At 59.6% G+C, this 15,049-nt stretch carries 16 protein-coding genes; 9 read left to right on the plus strand and 7 right to left on the minus strand.

From position 1 onward, the window contains the following. Positions 1 to 87: 87 nt before the first annotated feature. The 3 genes from zwf to IB241_RS25900 are packed head-to-tail and all read left to right on the plus strand — an operon-like array spanning position 88 to position 2,937. Positions 88 to 1,554, plus strand: coding sequence for a glucose-6-phosphate dehydrogenase (gene zwf / locus IB241_RS25890; RefSeq protein ID WP_192301022.1), 1,467 nt, complete (start codon positions 88 to 90; stop codon positions 1,552 to 1,554). After that, complete coding sequence (gene pgl, locus IB241_RS25895) at positions 1,541 to 2,254, plus strand: 6-phosphogluconolactonase (protein WP_192301023.1); 714 nt, start codon at positions 1,541 to 1,543, stop codon at positions 2,252 to 2,254. Before zwf ends, pgl begins: the two co-directional genes overlap by 14 nt. A gap of 17 nt (positions 2,255 to 2,271) precedes the next feature. Further along, complete coding sequence (locus tag IB241_RS25900) at positions 2,272 to 2,937, plus strand: bifunctional 4-hydroxy-2-oxoglutarate aldolase/2-dehydro-3-deoxy-phosphogluconate aldolase (protein WP_192301024.1); 666 nt, start codon at positions 2,272 to 2,274, stop codon at positions 2,935 to 2,937. A gap of 221 nt (positions 2,938 to 3,158) precedes the next feature. On the opposite strand, the gene IB241_RS25905 is transcribed toward IB241_RS25900, so the two are convergent. Both IB241_RS25905 and IB241_RS25910 read right to left on the minus strand, forming a co-directional pair. After that, positions 3,159 to 4,334 (minus strand): aminotransferase class V-fold PLP-dependent enzyme, encoded by a 1,176-nt coding sequence (locus tag IB241_RS25905; protein ID WP_192301025.1) that lies wholly within the window; start codon positions 4,332 to 4,334, stop codon positions 3,159 to 3,161. A 14-nt stretch (positions 4,335 to 4,348) separates the two neighbouring features. Next, positions 4,349 to 4,585 (minus strand): DUF3820 family protein, encoded by a 237-nt coding sequence (locus IB241_RS25910; RefSeq protein WP_135289383.1) that lies wholly within the window; start codon positions 4,583 to 4,585, stop codon positions 4,349 to 4,351. A 205-nt stretch (positions 4,586 to 4,790) separates the two neighbouring features. Here IB241_RS25910 and IB241_RS25915 point away from each other — a divergent pair, with 205 nt between their 5' ends. Beyond that, positions 4,791 to 5,258 carry a ferritin-like domain-containing protein gene (locus tag IB241_RS25915; RefSeq protein WP_192301026.1) on the plus strand — a complete coding sequence of 156 codons (468 nt, stop codon included), beginning with the start codon at positions 4,791 to 4,793 and terminating at the stop codon, positions 5,256 to 5,258. Positions 5,259 to 5,382: 124 nt separating this feature from the next. On the opposite strand, the gene IB241_RS25920 is transcribed toward IB241_RS25915, so the two are convergent. Together IB241_RS25920 and IB241_RS25925 are read right to left on the minus strand one after the other, a co-directional pair. Then, positions 5,383 to 5,853 carry a MaoC family dehydratase gene (locus tag IB241_RS25920; protein ID WP_010208208.1) on the minus strand — a complete coding sequence of 157 codons (471 nt, stop codon included), beginning with the start codon at positions 5,851 to 5,853 and terminating at the stop codon, positions 5,383 to 5,385. Positions 5,854 to 5,910: 57 nt separating this feature from the next. Next, complete coding sequence (locus IB241_RS25925; protein ID WP_192301027.1) at positions 5,911 to 6,855, minus strand: alpha/beta hydrolase; 945 nt, start codon at positions 6,853 to 6,855, stop codon at positions 5,911 to 5,913. A gap of 209 nt (positions 6,856 to 7,064) precedes the next feature. Here IB241_RS25925 and fadD2 point away from each other — a divergent pair, with 209 nt between their 5' ends. Both fadD2 and fadD1 read left to right on the plus strand, forming a co-directional pair. Next, positions 7,065 to 8,753 (plus strand): long-chain-fatty-acid--CoA ligase FadD2, encoded by a 1,689-nt coding sequence (gene fadD2 / locus IB241_RS25930; RefSeq protein WP_192301028.1) that lies wholly within the window; start codon positions 7,065 to 7,067, stop codon positions 8,751 to 8,753. Between the two features lie 392 nt (positions 8,754 to 9,145). Next, positions 9,146 to 10,837: a long-chain-fatty-acid--CoA ligase FadD1 gene (gene fadD1 / locus IB241_RS25935; protein WP_192301029.1), complete on the plus strand. Its 1,692-nt coding sequence runs from the start codon at positions 9,146 to 9,148 to the stop codon at positions 10,835 to 10,837. A gap of 120 nt (positions 10,838 to 10,957) precedes the next feature. On the opposite strand, the gene IB241_RS25940 is transcribed toward fadD1, so the two are convergent. Beyond that, positions 10,958 to 11,335, minus strand: coding sequence for a hypothetical protein (locus IB241_RS25940; protein WP_010208214.1), 378 nt, complete (start codon positions 11,333 to 11,335; stop codon positions 10,958 to 10,960). Positions 11,336 to 11,534: 199 nt separating this feature from the next. Between IB241_RS25940 and IB241_RS25945 the strand changes: the two genes are divergently transcribed. The 3 genes from IB241_RS25945 (at position 11,535) to def (ending at position 13,376) form a co-directional block, all read left to right on the plus strand. Next, the gene (locus IB241_RS25945) at positions 11,535 to 11,720 is read left to right on the plus strand and encodes a CsbD family protein (RefSeq protein WP_192301030.1); all 186 of its coding nucleotides are present in this window, start codon (positions 11,535 to 11,537) and stop codon (positions 11,718 to 11,720) included. Positions 11,721 to 11,888: 168 nt separating this feature from the next. After that, positions 11,889 to 12,833 carry a YihY/virulence factor BrkB family protein gene (locus tag IB241_RS25950; protein WP_192301031.1) on the plus strand — a complete coding sequence of 315 codons (945 nt, stop codon included), beginning with the start codon at positions 11,889 to 11,891 and terminating at the stop codon, positions 12,831 to 12,833. A gap of 3 nt (positions 12,834 to 12,836) precedes the next feature. Then, the gene (def, locus tag IB241_RS25955) at positions 12,837 to 13,376 is read left to right on the plus strand and encodes a peptide deformylase (protein ID WP_192301032.1); all 540 of its coding nucleotides are present in this window, start codon (positions 12,837 to 12,839) and stop codon (positions 13,374 to 13,376) included. Between the two features lie 137 nt (positions 13,377 to 13,513). Here def and IB241_RS25960 read toward each other — a convergent pair whose 3' ends face one another. Both IB241_RS25960 and IB241_RS25965 read right to left on the minus strand, forming a co-directional pair. After that, positions 13,514 to 14,332 carry a class I SAM-dependent methyltransferase gene (locus tag IB241_RS25960; RefSeq protein WP_192301033.1) on the minus strand — a complete coding sequence of 273 codons (819 nt, stop codon included), beginning with the start codon at positions 14,330 to 14,332 and terminating at the stop codon, positions 13,514 to 13,516. A gap of 60 nt (positions 14,333 to 14,392) precedes the next feature. Next, entirely contained in the window at positions 14,393 to 14,830 is a 438-nt protein-coding gene (locus IB241_RS25965) for a GNAT family N-acetyltransferase (RefSeq protein ID WP_192301034.1), read from the minus strand. Positions 14,831 to 15,049 lie beyond the last annotated feature (219 nt).

Genomic DNA, 15,049 nt, shown 5'->3' on the forward strand with positions numbered 1-15,049 from the left:
AAATGTTGTGGTTATTACTACATTTTTCCTTGAGTGATGCCTTGAAAAAAGGTATTTGTAGCTTAACTTGATAAAAGAACAAACATCATGCCTTCGATAACCGTAGAACCCTGCACCTTTGCCCTGTTTGGCGCCTTGGGTGATCTGGCGCTGCGCAAGTTATTTCCTGCCCTCTATCAACTCGATGGCGCCGGGCTCTTGCACGACGACACCCGCATCCTGGCCCTGGCCCGTGAAGCCGGGACCGAGCAACAGCACCTGGCCCATATCGAAAAAGAACTGCGCAGCTACGTCGGCAAGGAACTGGACGAAACCATCGCCCAACGTTTCCTGGCCCGCCTGACCTACGTCCACGTCGACTTCAAGAACGCCGATGACTACGTCGCCCTGGCGGAAAAAGTCGGCCACGAACAACGTCTGATCGCCTACTTCGCCACCCCGGCGGCGGTGTACGGTGCGATCTGCGAAAACCTGGCCAAGGCCGGCCTGGCGGAAAACACCCGCGTGGTGCTGGAAAAACCCATCGGCTCGGACCTGGAATCCTCGCGCAAGGTCAACGATGCCGTGGCGCAGTTCTTCCCGGAAAACCGCACCTACCGCATCGACCACTACCTGGGCAAAGAAACCGTCCAGAACCTGATCGCCCTGCGTTTCGCCAACAGCCTGTTCGAAACCCAGTGGAACCAGAACTACATTTCCCACGTGGAAATCACCGTCGCCGAGCAGGTTGGCATCGAAGGCCGTTGGGGCTACTTCGACAAGGCCGGCCAGCTGCGCGACATGATCCAGAACCACTTGCTGCAACTGCTTTGCCTGATCGCCATGGACCCGCCGGCTGACCTGTCCGCCGACAGTATCCGTGACGAGAAGGTCAAGGTGCTCAAGGCCCTGGCGCCGATCAGCCCGGAAGGCTTGACCACCCAGGTTGTGCGTGGCCAGTACATCGCCGGCTACAGCGCTGGCAAGCCGGTGCCGGGTTACCTCGAAGAAGAGAATTCCAACACCCAGAGCGACACCGAGACCTTCGTCGCCCTGCGTGCCGACATCCGCAACTGGCGTTGGGCCGGGGTGCCGTTCTACTTGCGCACCGGCAAGCGCATGCCGCAAAAGCTGTCGCAGATCGTTATCCACTTCAAGGAACCGTCCCACTACATCTTCGCCCCCGAGCAGCGCTTGCAGATCAGTAACAAGCTGATCATCCGCCTGCAACCGGACGAAGGTATTTCCTTGCGTGTAATGACCAAGGAGCAGGGCCTGGACAAGGGCATGCAACTGCGCAGCGGGCCGCTGCAACTGAATTTTTCCGACACCTATCGCAGCGTACGGATTCCCGATGCCTACGAGCGGTTGTTGCTCGAAGTGATGCGCGGCAATCAGAACCTGTTTGTGCGTAAAGATGAAATCGAAGCCGCGTGGAAGTGGTGTGACCAGTTGATCGCCGGGTGGAAAAAATCCGGTGATGCGCCCAAGCCGTACGCGGCGGGTTCCTGGGGGCCGATGAGCTCCATTGCACTGATCACGCGGGATGGGAGGTCGTGGTATGGCGATATCTGATTTGAAACTGCCCCAGGGCGTCACGCCGCACGAGTACCGTACGCCGGTGCTGTTGGCGCAAGGCCTGGCCAATGACGTGGCGGAGCAATTGCGTGCGGCCATCAGCGCCCGTGGCGAAGCCACGTTGGTGGTGTCCGGTGGCCGTAGCCCCGTGGCGTTTTTCCAGAACCTGGCCAAGCAAGGCCTGGACTGGTCCAAGGTGACGATCACCCTGGCCGACGAACGCTGGGTGCCGGTGGAACACGCCGACAGCAACGCCGGTCTGCTCAAGCAGTACTTGCTGCAAGGCCCGGCGGCCAAGGCCAAATTCCTGAGCCTGTACAGCGCCGCGGCCAATCTTGAAGACGCTGCCGAGCAGGCCGATCGCCTGCTGGCGGAATTGCCGGCGATTGACGTGTTGGTGCTGGGCATGGGCGATGACGGTCACACCGCGTCGCTGTTTCCCAACAGCCCGAACCTGAGCGAAGCCTTGCAGCCGGACGGCACGCGCCGTTGCTGGCCGATGCTGGCGCCGACCGTACCCCACCAGCGCCTGACCATGAGTCGCGCGCTGCTGGCTTCGGCGAACTACACCGTACTGTCGATTTCCGGCAGTTCGAAATTGACGACCTTGAGCGCTGCACTGGCCGGTGACGACATCGCTGCCATGCCGATTCGCGCGTTTTTGCAACCCACATTAGAGATTTACTGGTGCCCATGAGCCAAGGATCAGCCGCTATGAAAAGCCCTCAACCGACCGTGTCCATGGCGGATAAAGTTGCCCTGATCGACAGCCTCTGCGCCAAGGCGCGGATCCTGCCGGTGATCACCATCGCCCGCGAACAGGACATCCTGCCGCTGGCCGATGCTCTGGCCGCCGGTGGTTTGACCGCGCTGGAAGTGACCCTGCGTTCGCAGTTCGGCCTCAAGGCCATTCAGGTGCTGCGCGAGCAACGCCCGGAACTGTGCACCGGTGCTGGCACCGTGCTGGATCGCCATATGCTCGAAGCGGCCGAAGTCGCCGGCTCGCAATTTATCGTCACCCCAGGCATCACCCGCGACCTGCTGGAAGCCTCGGTGCACAGCGCAATCCCGCTGCTGCCGGGCATCAGCAACGCCTCCGGGATCATGGAAGGCTATGCGCTGGGTTATCGCCGCTTCAAGCTGTTCCCGGCTGAAGTCAGCGGCGGCGTCGCGGCAATCAAGGCCCTGGGCGGCCCGTTTGGCGAAGTGAAATTCTGCCCGACCGGCGGCGTTGGTCCGGCCAACATCAAAAGCTACATGGCGTTGAAAAATGTGATGTGCGTGGGCGGCAGCTGGATGCTTGATCCTGAGTGGATCAAGAACGGCGACTGGGCCCGCATTCAGGAAGTCACCGCCGAGGCGCTGGCGCTGCTGGATTGATCTGATTCATCGAATCGTTGTTGCTGTGCTTGACGGCATTTTTGCGGTGCACTTGGTCGGTGTACCGCTTTTTTTTGCCTGCAGAAACCCTTTCAGGCCAGCGTAAATCCTTGGGTTGGAATGGGCTTGTGTGGGAGCGGGCTTGCTCGCGAATGCGGTGGTTCAGCTTGCAGATGTATTGCTGACACACCGCATTCGCGAGCAAGCCCGCTCCCACAGTTTTAATCGGCGTTGAGTTCGGCGATGGCGGTGACCAAGACATTGATATCCGCAGCCGACGTCACCAACCCCGGCGTCACCCGAATGCAGGTCCCAAACGCCGCGCCCACCCGTGTGGTGGTAAACAGGTTGTAGTCCTTGAGTAAACGATCTGCCATCGCCTGCTGGTCCCTTCCGACAAACTTGAACGCCGTAATCCCGCAATACAGGCGCGGATCATCCGACGTCAGCACCTCAACCCCCGCCAGCGGCCGCACCTTGCTCACCCACAGGTCACGCAGGTAATTCACCCGCGCGCCCTTGGCCGCCGAGCCTCCCAGGCTTCGATGCTCCTCAAACACCGAGGGCAAGGTCATCAGTGCCGGAAAATTCGGTGTGCTGTAGGACGTGCGTGCGCGCACGTCGCTGGGCGGGTAGTGAAACTCGCCCATGTCCGGGTCGATGTCGGCCAGGCGCTCGGGCGCGATGTACAGAAAACCCAGGGTCAGCGGCGCGCCGATCCATTTGTGCAGATTGAAACCGGCGAACTGAATGCCCAGTTCGGCGAGGTTGAAGTCGATCTGGCCCAGGGCGTGAGCGCCGTCGAGGATCACATCCACATCATATTCACGCGCCGCCTTGGCGATCGCCTCGACCGGCATCACCAGGCCAGTGCGATGGGTGACGTGGATCAGCGCCATCAGCTTTAAACGTGGGTATTGCGCGAACGCATCGCGATATGTCCGCAGCAGGCTGTCGAAACTCGCCGGGTGCGCGTGGGACAGTTCGATCACCTCCACGCCGCGAACCCCGGCCAACCAGCGCATGGCGCCTTTGACCGTGTCGTACTCCAGGTCACTGATCAACACCTGATCCCCCGGCTCCAGGCGGTTGTAGTTACGGATCAGCGACTGCAAGGCCTCGGTGGCGTTGCGGGTGAAGGCGACCGACTCGGGGTCGACGTTGATCAGCTCAGCCAGTTGGCGGCGGATCTCGACGTTTTCGCCCTGCTCGAAACGCTGGCGCACATGCAGGGAATTGCTGCGGTTGATAAACGCCACGTGTTCCAGATACTGCGCGCGCACGACGCGGCTCATGCGTCCGAAATAGCCGTTTTCCAGATTGATCGGGCCAGGCTCCAGCTCATAGCGCCTGGCAATGGCGGTCCAGTGTTGCTCGTTATCGGCATTCCTTGGCATGGCGGGGTTCTTTCTTAATGGCGGGGGGCGGGCTTGCCGTGTTTTACACGCAACGGTTCGAGCAATTCGGCCAGGCCGTTGCTGTCGATTTCCTGCATCAATGCCAGCAGCCCGCCCAGTTCGCCGTGGGGGAAACCTTCTCGGGCAAACCAGTTCAGGTAGGGGCCGGGCAGGTCGGCGATGATCCGGCCCTTGTACTTGCCGAAGGGCATTTGGCGGGTGATCAGCAGTTCGAGTTTTTCGGGGTTCATGGGGCTTCAGACGAATGAGTCGAGAGCCCTGAAAATACAGGCATTCTGCATGAAGGCCAATTGACAGATCATGCAAATAACGTACATACAGATGGTTCAAATATTTTTAAGTTATTGAAAACAAAGGAAAAGTTGTTATTGAAAAAACTGGCACGGGCGCTGCAATCATTAAGACAACCTCTTAACCCGTACAAGGAATTGGAAAATGACTGACATCACCAAAGAATCGATCTCCGTACTGAACGACCTGATTGAAACCAGCATCGACGGTCAAAAGGGTTTCAAAGAGTGCGCTGAAGACATCAAGCACCCAGAGCTCAAAGCGTTGTTCGCCAAGCGTTCCGCCGACTGCGCCACTGCTGCTGCCGAGCTGAAGACTGCCGTGCGTGCCTTGGGTGGCGATCCGGAAGATTCCGGCAGCGTTGCCGGCGCACTGCACCGTGGCTGGGTCGACGTGAAGTCGATGCTCACCGGCAAGGATGAAGAGGCGGTACTGAACGAAGCCGAGCGCGGTGAAGACCACGCACTGAAGGCTTACAAAGAAGCGATCGAGAAGATCAACAAGCACAACCTGTTGGGCATTCGTGACCTGGTTGAGCGTCAGTACCACGGGGTGCAACGTAACCACGACCAGGTGAAGGCGCTGCGTAACCAGGCTCGCGCCCAGTCGTAAGCCTTACGTTGTAACGAATGTGGGAGCGGGCTTGCTCGCGAATGCGGTCTCTCAGTCACAGTGTTGGTGACTGATCCACCGCTTTCGCGGGCAAGCCCGCTCCCACATTTGTATTGTGTAGATTTCAGCCAATGCTGATCGGCGGCAATTCGGTCAGCGTCACCACCTGCTGCTTACGCGGTGCCAGAATCTCCGCTTCACCATCCACCACCAACTCATCGCGCTGGTTGAACACCCGCGTGGCGATGCGTACGCGGAATTTCGGCAGTTTTTCGAGAATTTCCAGGCGCACGGTCAGGGTGTCGCCGATCTTCACCGGCTTCTGAAAGCTCATCTGCTGGCCGATATAGATAGTGCCCGGCCCAGGCAATTCGCAGGCTACCGCCGCGCTGATCAGGGCACCGCTGAACATGCCGTGGGCGATACGCTCCTTGAACATGGTCGCCTTGGCGTATTCGGCGTCCAGGTGCACCGGGTTGTGGTCACCGGACATCGCGGCGAACAGCTGGATGTCGCGCTCTTCCACCAATTTGCTGTAGCTGGCGGTCTGGCCGACTTCAAGGGCTTCGTACGGGGTGTTGGTTACCTGGGTCATCTAAAGGTGCATCCTGTGGCTAATCGGTAATTTAATCGGCTGATTCTAAAGCAAACATTATTCGCAGCGGGCCGGCCTGTGCAGGGTCAGGGCCTGGTCGAGCCACGTCAGCAGGTCGGCGGTGACTTGGTCACGGTTGGTTTCGTTGAACACTTCATGGCGCGCCTGCGGGTAGATCGTCAGTTGCACGTGGCGGCAGCCGGCTTCACGCAGGGCGTTGGCCAGATGGGTGAGACGCTTGCCCTCACTCACCGGATCACATTCGCCGCCGGTCACCAGGATCGGCAGGCCCGGATCGATCTGCGCGAGATTGGACGCTTTGCTGATTTGCTGCAAGCCGCCGAGCAGGTCGACCCACAGCTGGTTGGTGCAGCGGAAACCGCAGAGCGGGTCGTTGATGTACTTGTCGACTTCCGCCGGGTCGCGGCTGAGCCAGTCGAAGGCCGTACGGTTGGGTTTGAACGCTTTGTTGAATGAGCCGAACGACAGGAAGTCGATCAACGCACTGCGCCCGCGCAGGCCCTGGCGGGCCCGCTCGATGCGCGCGATCACCCGGGCGGCGCGGTACAGCGCCACGGGTTGGAAATTCGAGCCGCTCAGAGCCGCGCCGCTCAGGCTGGCGCTGTGATGCAGCAGATAGGCCTGGGCGATGTAGCTGCCCATGCTGTGGCCCAGCAGAATGATCGGCAGCCCCGGATGCTGCTGGCCGATATGCTGGTTGAGGCTGGCGAGGTCGCCCACCACTTTGTTCCAGCCGTCGTGCTCGGCGTACAGGCCCAGGGTGCCTTCGTCGGCGGTGCGGCCGTGGCCACGCTGGTCCGGTGCATACAGGCCGTAGCCCGCCGCACACAGTGCCTGTGCCAGGCGCGCATAGCGCCCGCTGTGCTCGGCCATGCCGTGGGACAGCATGATCATCGCCTTGGCGGGGCCGTCCGGCAGCCATTGATTGACGTACAGGCGGCTGTGGTCATTCGCGGTCAGCCAGAAGGTGCTGTGGTTCATGGCGGTTCCTTTGCTCGGGGTCGTTGCAGTGTATAGCTCATCCCACGGGAAGCGTCTGATCAGTGCAGGGCCTTGTAGGAAGATTCACGCAATTAATGACGCTCTTTCCTGTATTTGCCTGTTTGGCCATAGCTGCTAACGTCCCCAAAGCTCCGCTTTGTATGCAGTGCAAAAGCGGCCGGACACACTCAGGTAAGAGGACAAGAATAATGCAACCTGATTTCTGGAATGACAAACGCGCCGCGGGCGTTCCCAATGCCATCGACCTCACCTCTTACAAGTCGGTGATCGAAGTCTTCGAGCGTTCCTGCAAGACCTTTGCCGACCGTCCGGCGTTCAGCAACATGGGTATCACCCTGACCTACGCCGAGCTGGAGCGCCAAAGTGCGGCGTTCGCCGGCTACCTGCAACAGCACACCGACCTCAAGCCCGGCGAGCGCATTGCGGTGCAGATGCCCAACGTGCTGCATTATCCGATTGCCGTGTTCGGCGCCCTGCGCGCCGGGCTGATCGTGGTCAACACCAACCCGCTGTACACCCCACGCGAGATGCGCCACCAGTTCAAGGACGCCGGCGTGCGTGCGCTGGTCTACCTCAACCTGTTCGGTTCGCGGGTGCAGGAAGTGTGCGCCGATACCGAGATCGACTACCTGATCGAAGCCAAGATGGGCGATTTCATGCCCGCTGCCAAAGGCTGGCTGGTCAACACCGTGGTCGACAAGGTCAAGAAAATGGTCCCGGCCTATAGCCTGCCGCGCGCCGTTTCCTTCAAGCGTGCGTTGCGCATGGGCGCAGGCCTGGGCGTGATCCGCCATCCCGTGACCCTGGACGACATCGCAGTGCTGCAATACACCGGCGGCACCACCGGCCTGGCCAAGGGCGCGATGCTCACCCACGGCAACCTTGTGGCGAACATGCAGCAGGCGCGGGCGTGCATGTCCCAGGTCAACGACGACGGTCAGCCGCTGGTGCGCGAGGGGCAGGAAGTGATGATCGCGCCGCTGCCGCTGTACCACATCTATGCATTCACGGCGAACTGCATGTGCATGATGGTGACCGGCAACCACAACGTGCTGATCACCAATCCGCGCGACATCGGCGGCTTTATCAAGGAGTTGAAGAAGTGGCGCTTCTCCTGCCTGCTGGGGTTGAACACGCTGTTTGTGGCATTGATGGATCATCCGGACTTCAAGACCCTGGATTTCTCCCACCTCAAGATCACCAACTCCGGTGGCACCGCGCTGGTCAAGGCCACTGCGGAGCGCTGGAAAGCGCTGACCGGCTGCACTATCGGCGAGGGCTACGGGCTGACGGAAACGTCGCCGGTCGCCAGCACCAACCCCTACGGCAGCCAATCGCGGTTGGGCACCGTGGGCATTCCGGTGCCGGGCACGGCGATGAAAGTCATTGATGACGAAGGCCGCGAATTGCCCTTGGGCGAGCGCGGCGAGTTGTGCATCAAGGGTCCGCAGGTCATGAAGGGCTACTGGCAGCAGCCGGTGGCCACCGCCGAGACGCTCGACGCCGAAGGCTGGCTCAAGACCGGCGACATTGCGGTGATCGACACCGATGGCTTTGTCAGCATCGTCGACCGCAAGAAAGACCTGATCATTGTCTCGGGCTTCAATGTGTACCCCAACGAGATCGAAGATGTGGTGATGGCGCACCCGGCGGTGGCCAACTGCGCGGTGATCGGCGTGCCGGACGAGCGCACGGGGGAGGCGGTGAAGCTGTTCGTGGTCGCCCGCGCCCAGGGTGTGAGCCTTGAGGAATTGAAGACGTACTGCAAGACCAACTTCACCGGCTACAAGGTGCCCAAGCATATTGTGTTGCGTGAGTCGTTGCCGATGACTCCTGTAGGGAAAATCTTGCGGCGGGAACTGCGCGACATCGCCTGACCCCGAATTGAAATGCAATCAAAAAATGTGGGAGCGGGCTTGCCCGCGAATGCGGTGTACCAGTCACCAGATATGTAGACTGATGCACCGCATTCGCGGGCAAGCCCGCTCCCACATTTGCTGTTCGGTGTCCTCAAAGCCTTATTCCAGAGCCTTTCCCGAGGCAAATTAAGTGCTGTTTATAGTGTGACCAAATATTGTAGGACAGTCGCGAATATGACTGTAGGGCCCGCGTTTGGCTCTAGTCGGCCCTTGGCAAAGCTGCTACTCTCGGCGCGCTTTGTGACGTCTCGGCCTGCTTGAAAGCGCCAGATTCACCTTAAAAAAACATACACCAATAATAATCGCATCAAATGCGATGATGAATTCGCGTCGCTGAGGAGTGGGCTTCCATGAACGAAGACTTTTGGAAGGATAAGTACCCCGCCGGGATTGCTGCAGAAATCAATCCAGACGAGTATCCGAATATTCAGGCGGTACTGAAGCAGTCCTGCCAGCGCTTCGCCAACAAACCGGCTTTCAGCAACCTGGGCAAGACAATCACCTACGGTGAGTTGTACGAATTGTCCGGTGCTTTCGCCGCGTACCTGCAACAGCACACCGACTTGAAGCCCGGCGACCGCATCGCCGTGCAACTGCCCAACGTCCTCCAGTACCCGGTCGCCGTGTTCGGTGCCATCCGGGCCGGCTTGATCGTGGTCAACACCAACCCGCTGTACACCGCGCGGGAAATGGAACACCAATTCAACGACTCCGGTGCCAAGGCCTTGGTCTGCCTGGCCAACATGGCGCACCTGGCGGAAAAGGTCGTGCCCAAGACCGCCGTCCAGCATGTGATCGTCACCGAAGTCGCCGACCTGTTGCCGCCGCTCAAGCGTCTGCTGATCAACAGCGTCATCAAGTACGTGAAAAAAATGGTCCCGGCTTATCACTTGCCCAAGGCGATCAAGTTCAACGATGTGCTGGCCAAGGGGCAGGGCCAGCCGGTAAGCGACGCCAACCCCGCCAGCAGTGATGTGGCCGTGCTGCAATACACCGGCGGCACCACCGGCGTGGCCAAGGGCGCGATGCTCACCCACCGCAACCTTGTCGCCAACATGCTGCAATGCAAGGCGCTGATGGGCTCGAACCTCAATGAGGGCTGCGAGATCCTGATCACGCCGCTGCCGCTCTACCACATCTATGCGTTCACCTTTCATTGCATGGCGATGATGCTGATCGGCAACCACAACATCCTGATCAGCAACCCGCGCGACCTGCCGGCGATGGTCAAGGAATTGTCCAAGTGGAAGTTCAGCGGTTTTGTCGGCCTGAACACGCTGTTCGTGGCGCTGTGCAACAACGAAGCGTTCCGCAAGCTGGACTTCTCTGCGCTGAAGGTCACCCTGTCGGGCGGCATGGCCCTGCAACTGGCCGCCGCCGAGCGTTGGAAAGCCGTGACCGGTTGTGGCATCTGCGAAGGCTACGGCATGACCGAAACCAGCCCCGTCGCGACCGTGAACCCGATCCAGCATATCCAGATCGGCACCATCGGCATTCCCGTGCCGTCCACCGTGTGCAAGGTCATCGCCGATGATGGCACCGAGTTGCCGCTGGGCGAAACCGGCGAGCTGTGCGTGAAGGGCCCACAGGTGATGAAGGGCTACTGGCAGCGTCAGGACGCCACCGACGAGATGCTCGACAGCGAAGGCTGGTTGAAGACCGGCGACATCGCGATCATCCAGCCGGATGGCTACATGCGCATTGTCGACCGCAAGAAGGACATGATCCTGGTCTCGGGTTTCAACGTGTACCCCAACGAGCTGGAAGACGTGCTGGCAGGCCTGCCGGGTGTGCTGCAATGCGCGGCCATCGGTGTGCCGGACGAGAAGTCCGGGGAGATCATCAAGATCTTCATCGTGGTCAAGCCGGGCGCCACCCTGACCAAGGACCAGGTGATGGAGCATATGCGCGCCAACGTTACGGCCTACAAGGTGCCGAAGGTCATTGAGTTCCGCGATGCGTTGCCGACGACCAACGTGGGCAAGATCCTGCGGCGTGAGTTGCGTGATGAAGAGCTGAAAAAGCTCGGTCTCAAGAAGTAACGCATAAAAAAACCCCGCGAACGCGGGGTTTTTTTATGCCTGCTGATTTCCCGGGCTGGATTGGAACGCAATCCAATGTGGGAGCAGGCAAGCCAGCTTCCACCGTTTTTGATCCGGTTTTTACAGGGCGAACTGGGCGAAGCCGACGCCTGCACCCGCTGGCCGCACGTCCTTCAAGAACGAATCCTTATCTGCGCTCAGCTCCAGGGTGATCTCCGGCTTGCGCTTGCCCGCATTGCGCACCACCAGGCCTTCGATGTGTTCGCGCAAAAACGCCGTCGGCACCTTCAGGTGCAGCAACTGGTCGGTCTCGGCGTTGTGCATCAACAGGTGAATCCACTCGTACTGGCCCACCGCAATACGGCCCACCGGCAGATCGAACCACCAGATGTTGCGTTTGCGGTCCAGGTCGGTGAAGTGGCAGTTGTTGACGCCGAGTACGGCACCGCCCAGTTCGGTGTTTCTGCGGGCGATGGCCTGTGCTTTATTGAGTTTCATAACCTTCCTACGGGATCTGTTATTCAGCGTTATAGCCTGAATGTGCCGGGCATTCTCGTGGGTTGGCCACAAAACATAAAGCCAAACCTGCGCCCGGCGATGAAATGTCCATGGAAAATAATTGAAACTCTGCCGGACAGCCCCGGGTCAATTTCTACGTAATGACCAAAACCCTTGATTGTTCTTCTGGAGAAATACCATGGGCAGCACAGCGGATAAGGCAAAAGGTTTGAAAGACGAAGCCGTCGGCAACATCAAGCAAGGCATCGGCAAAGTTACCGGAAACGACAAGCTGCGCGCTGAAGGCGTGGTGCAGGAAAAGAAAGGCCAGGTTGAAAAGGCCATTGGTGACACCAAGGACGCGGTCAAGAAAGCCGTCAAATAAGGCAGCACTTGAGCAGTCGGAGCGGCCATCCACGGATGGCCGTTTTTTTGTCAGCGGATGCGGTTAAAGTTTCGAAATTGTTTCAAGGTCGCCAAATAAGCTACCTTGATGTAGAAAACGGCCCCTGAGTCGCCCTTGAACTCACTTTTTGCGGCGAAAGGAGACGCTATGATTTTTCCGGTCCTTGATGGCCTCAAGCTACATAAAGTGTTGGTGCGCACCGTCAAAGAGTTCGTCGATGACGAGATGTCCACCTACGCCTCGGCGCTGGCCTACCAGATGCTGTTTTCGCTGTTTCCCTTCCTGCTGTTTCTCATCGCCCTGATTGGTTTCCTGCACCTGCCCGATTTCTTCACCTGGCTGCGCCTGCAGTCGGAGCTGGTATTGCCGCCCCAAGCCCTGGAGCAGGTCAACCCGGTGATCGACCAGCTGCAGCAATCCAAGGGTGGGCTGCTGTCGGTGGGTATCGTGATTGCGCTGTGGACCGCTTCGGCGGGTGTGCGCCTGATGATGAGCGCAATGAACGCCGCCTACGACGTGGTCGAAGGCCGGCCGATCTGGAAGCGTTTTCCGCTGTCGATTTTCTACACCGTCGGCATTGCCGGCATGCTGCTGGCCGCTGCGGCGCTGATGGTGCTCGGCCCACAAGTGATGGAATGGGTGGCGGGGCAGATCGGCATGCAGGAGTTCGTGGTCACCCTGTGGACCATCCTGCGCTGGCCGCTGATCGTGATCCTGCTGATGTTCGCCGTGGCCCTCATGTACTACGTGATGCCCGACGTAAAACAGAAATTCCGCTTCATCACCCCAGGCTCGGTATTGGCGGTGGTAGTGTGGATTGTCGCGTCCCTGGGCTTTGGCTACTACGTCAAGACGTTTGCCGATTACAACGCCATGTACGGCAGCATCGGTGCGATCATCGTGCTGCTCCTGTATTTCTACATTTCCGCCGCCGTGCTGCTGCTGGGGGCAGAGATGAATGCCGTGATCGAACACATGTCGGCTCAAGGCAAGGAGCCTGGCGCGAAGGATTTCGACGAGCCAGCCCATGAAAAACAGCATGTCTCCGGCCTCGGCCGGGACCATTCCAAGCCCACTACTGATGAAGTCTGATCGATGATCCGTGAAATCCTGAAAATGGGCGACGAGCGCCTGCTGCGTATCGCGCCACCGGTGCCGCCGGAGATGTTCGACAGCCCCGAGCTGTGGCAATTGATCGACGACATGTTCCAGACCATGGAGCACGTCGGTGGTGTCGGCCTGGCCGCCCCGCAGATCGGCGTTGACCTGCAACTGGTGATCTTTGGTTTCGAGGCCAGCGAACGCTACCCGGAAGCGCCGCCGGTGCCGCAGACCATCCTGATCAACCCGTTGATCACGCCGCTCAGTCCGGTGTTGGAGGAGGGGTATGAAGGCTGCCTGTCCGTGCCTGGCTTGCGTGGTGCGGTGAACCGTTACCAGCAGATTCGCTACGAGGGTTTCGACCCCAAGGGCGAGCCGATCGTACGGGTTGCCGACGGGTTCCATGCGCGGGTGGTGCAGCATGAATGCGACCACTTGATCGGCCGGTTGTACCCTTCGCGGATTACCGATTTCAGCAAGTTCGGATTTATCGAAGTGATGTTCCCCGACATGGACCCCACGGCTGACGATTAGCTTTCAAGCCCAATGAGGCAAAACTGTGGGAGCGGGCTTGCTCGCGAATGCGGTGTTTCAGTCGACATATCAGGTGACTGGTACACCGCATTCGCGAGCAAGCCCGCTCCCACAGTTGGAATGCACTTCAAATAGGTTTATTTGGCTGGCTTGACGAACCGCAACGTCAGCCGATCCGACTCGCCAATTGCCACATACCTGGCCTTGTCCTGTTCGCCCAACTTCAACGTCGGCGGCAATGTCCACACTCCCGCCGGATAATCCTTGGTGTCCTTGGGGTTGGCGTTCACTTCACTCTGCGCCGCCAGCTTGAACCCGGCATCGGTGGCCAGTTTCACCACCTGGGCGGTGGTCAGGTAGCCGCTGTCCTTGATTGCTTCCAGGTCTGCTCCGTCCTTGGCCCGGTGATCTTCCACGCCCAGTACGCCACCGGGCTTGAGCACCTTGTAAAACGCGCTGAAGGTCGCGTCGGCGGTGCCCGCCAACACCCAGTTATGCACATTGCGAAAGGTCAGCACCGCATCCGCCGAGCCCGGCTTGCCGAACACCGGCGCCTTGGGATCGAACTCGACGACTTCGGCCTTGCCATACCGCGTCGGGTCTGCGGCGAATTTCTTCTTCAGGTTCTCTTTGGACGTACGCGCGTAGGCGCTGCTGCTCGCGGCCTGTACGGCAGCGATGTAATGCCCGTGGTCCTTGAGCAGCGGTGCCAGCAGCTCGCTGTACCAACCGCCGCCCGGGGTGATTTCGATCACGCTCTGTTTGGCGCCCAGGCCAAAGAATTCCAGGGTCTGTTGTGGATGGCGATAACCGTCGCGGGCGCTGTTGGCCGGGTCACGCCAGCTGCCGGCGAGTACGCTTTGGTACTGCTTGGCGCTGATCGGCGCGTCGGCGGCCTGGCTGAGGGGCGGGACGAGGAGGGCGGTGAGGCAGAAAGCTGCAAGCGTCGTTTTCATGATCATCCTCTGAGGGGGCCACTGTGTCGCCGAGGCTAGCATGGGCCCTGTACCCACGGATCACACATTATCCGAGGTCAACCTCACTAACGGTTCTAAGCCCATGGCGATCATCGGCTTGTTGCGTTTGTAGCGCACCAGACGTTCGCTGAGGGATTGCGGTAGCAGTGTGTCCTGAGTGAATCCCATGCGTTGATACAACCCTTCCAGGTCCGGATGGCACAGCAGCCATACGGTGCCTTCGCACGCGGCCACCGCCTGCAGAATCAGGGTTGCCGCCAACCCCCGGCCGCGATAGGCCGGGTCTACAAACACCCCGGTCAACCACTGCCCGCCCACCACCGGCGTGAGGCACAGGCCCGCGACAATCTCGCCGTCGCGTGCGACCCACAAACGCCCGCCCTTGAGCGCTTTCATCGAGCAATTGTGGCTGCGATAGAACTTGTTCAGCAGCGGCCACAGGGGTTCTGCCAGTAGATCGATGGTCAACTCGGGCATGGTGTTCAGACGACGTGATGAAGGGGGCGCGATTATAAGCGCCTTCTGTCGGGCAATAGGTGGTATACCCAGTGTTACGTTCCCTGACAGTGGAGTACGCATCATGGCCAAAGGTATGGATTCAAAGAAAGCCGCGAAGAAAAAACCGGCAAAAACCGCCGATGAAAAACGCGCCGACAAGAAAGCCAAGAAATCCGAGGGTGGTTTGTTCGGCCATTG

Origin of the sequence: Pseudomonas sp. PDM05 (assembly GCF_014851685.1) — a bacterium.
GTDB lineage: Bacteria > Pseudomonadota > Gammaproteobacteria > Pseudomonadales > Pseudomonadaceae > Aquipseudomonas.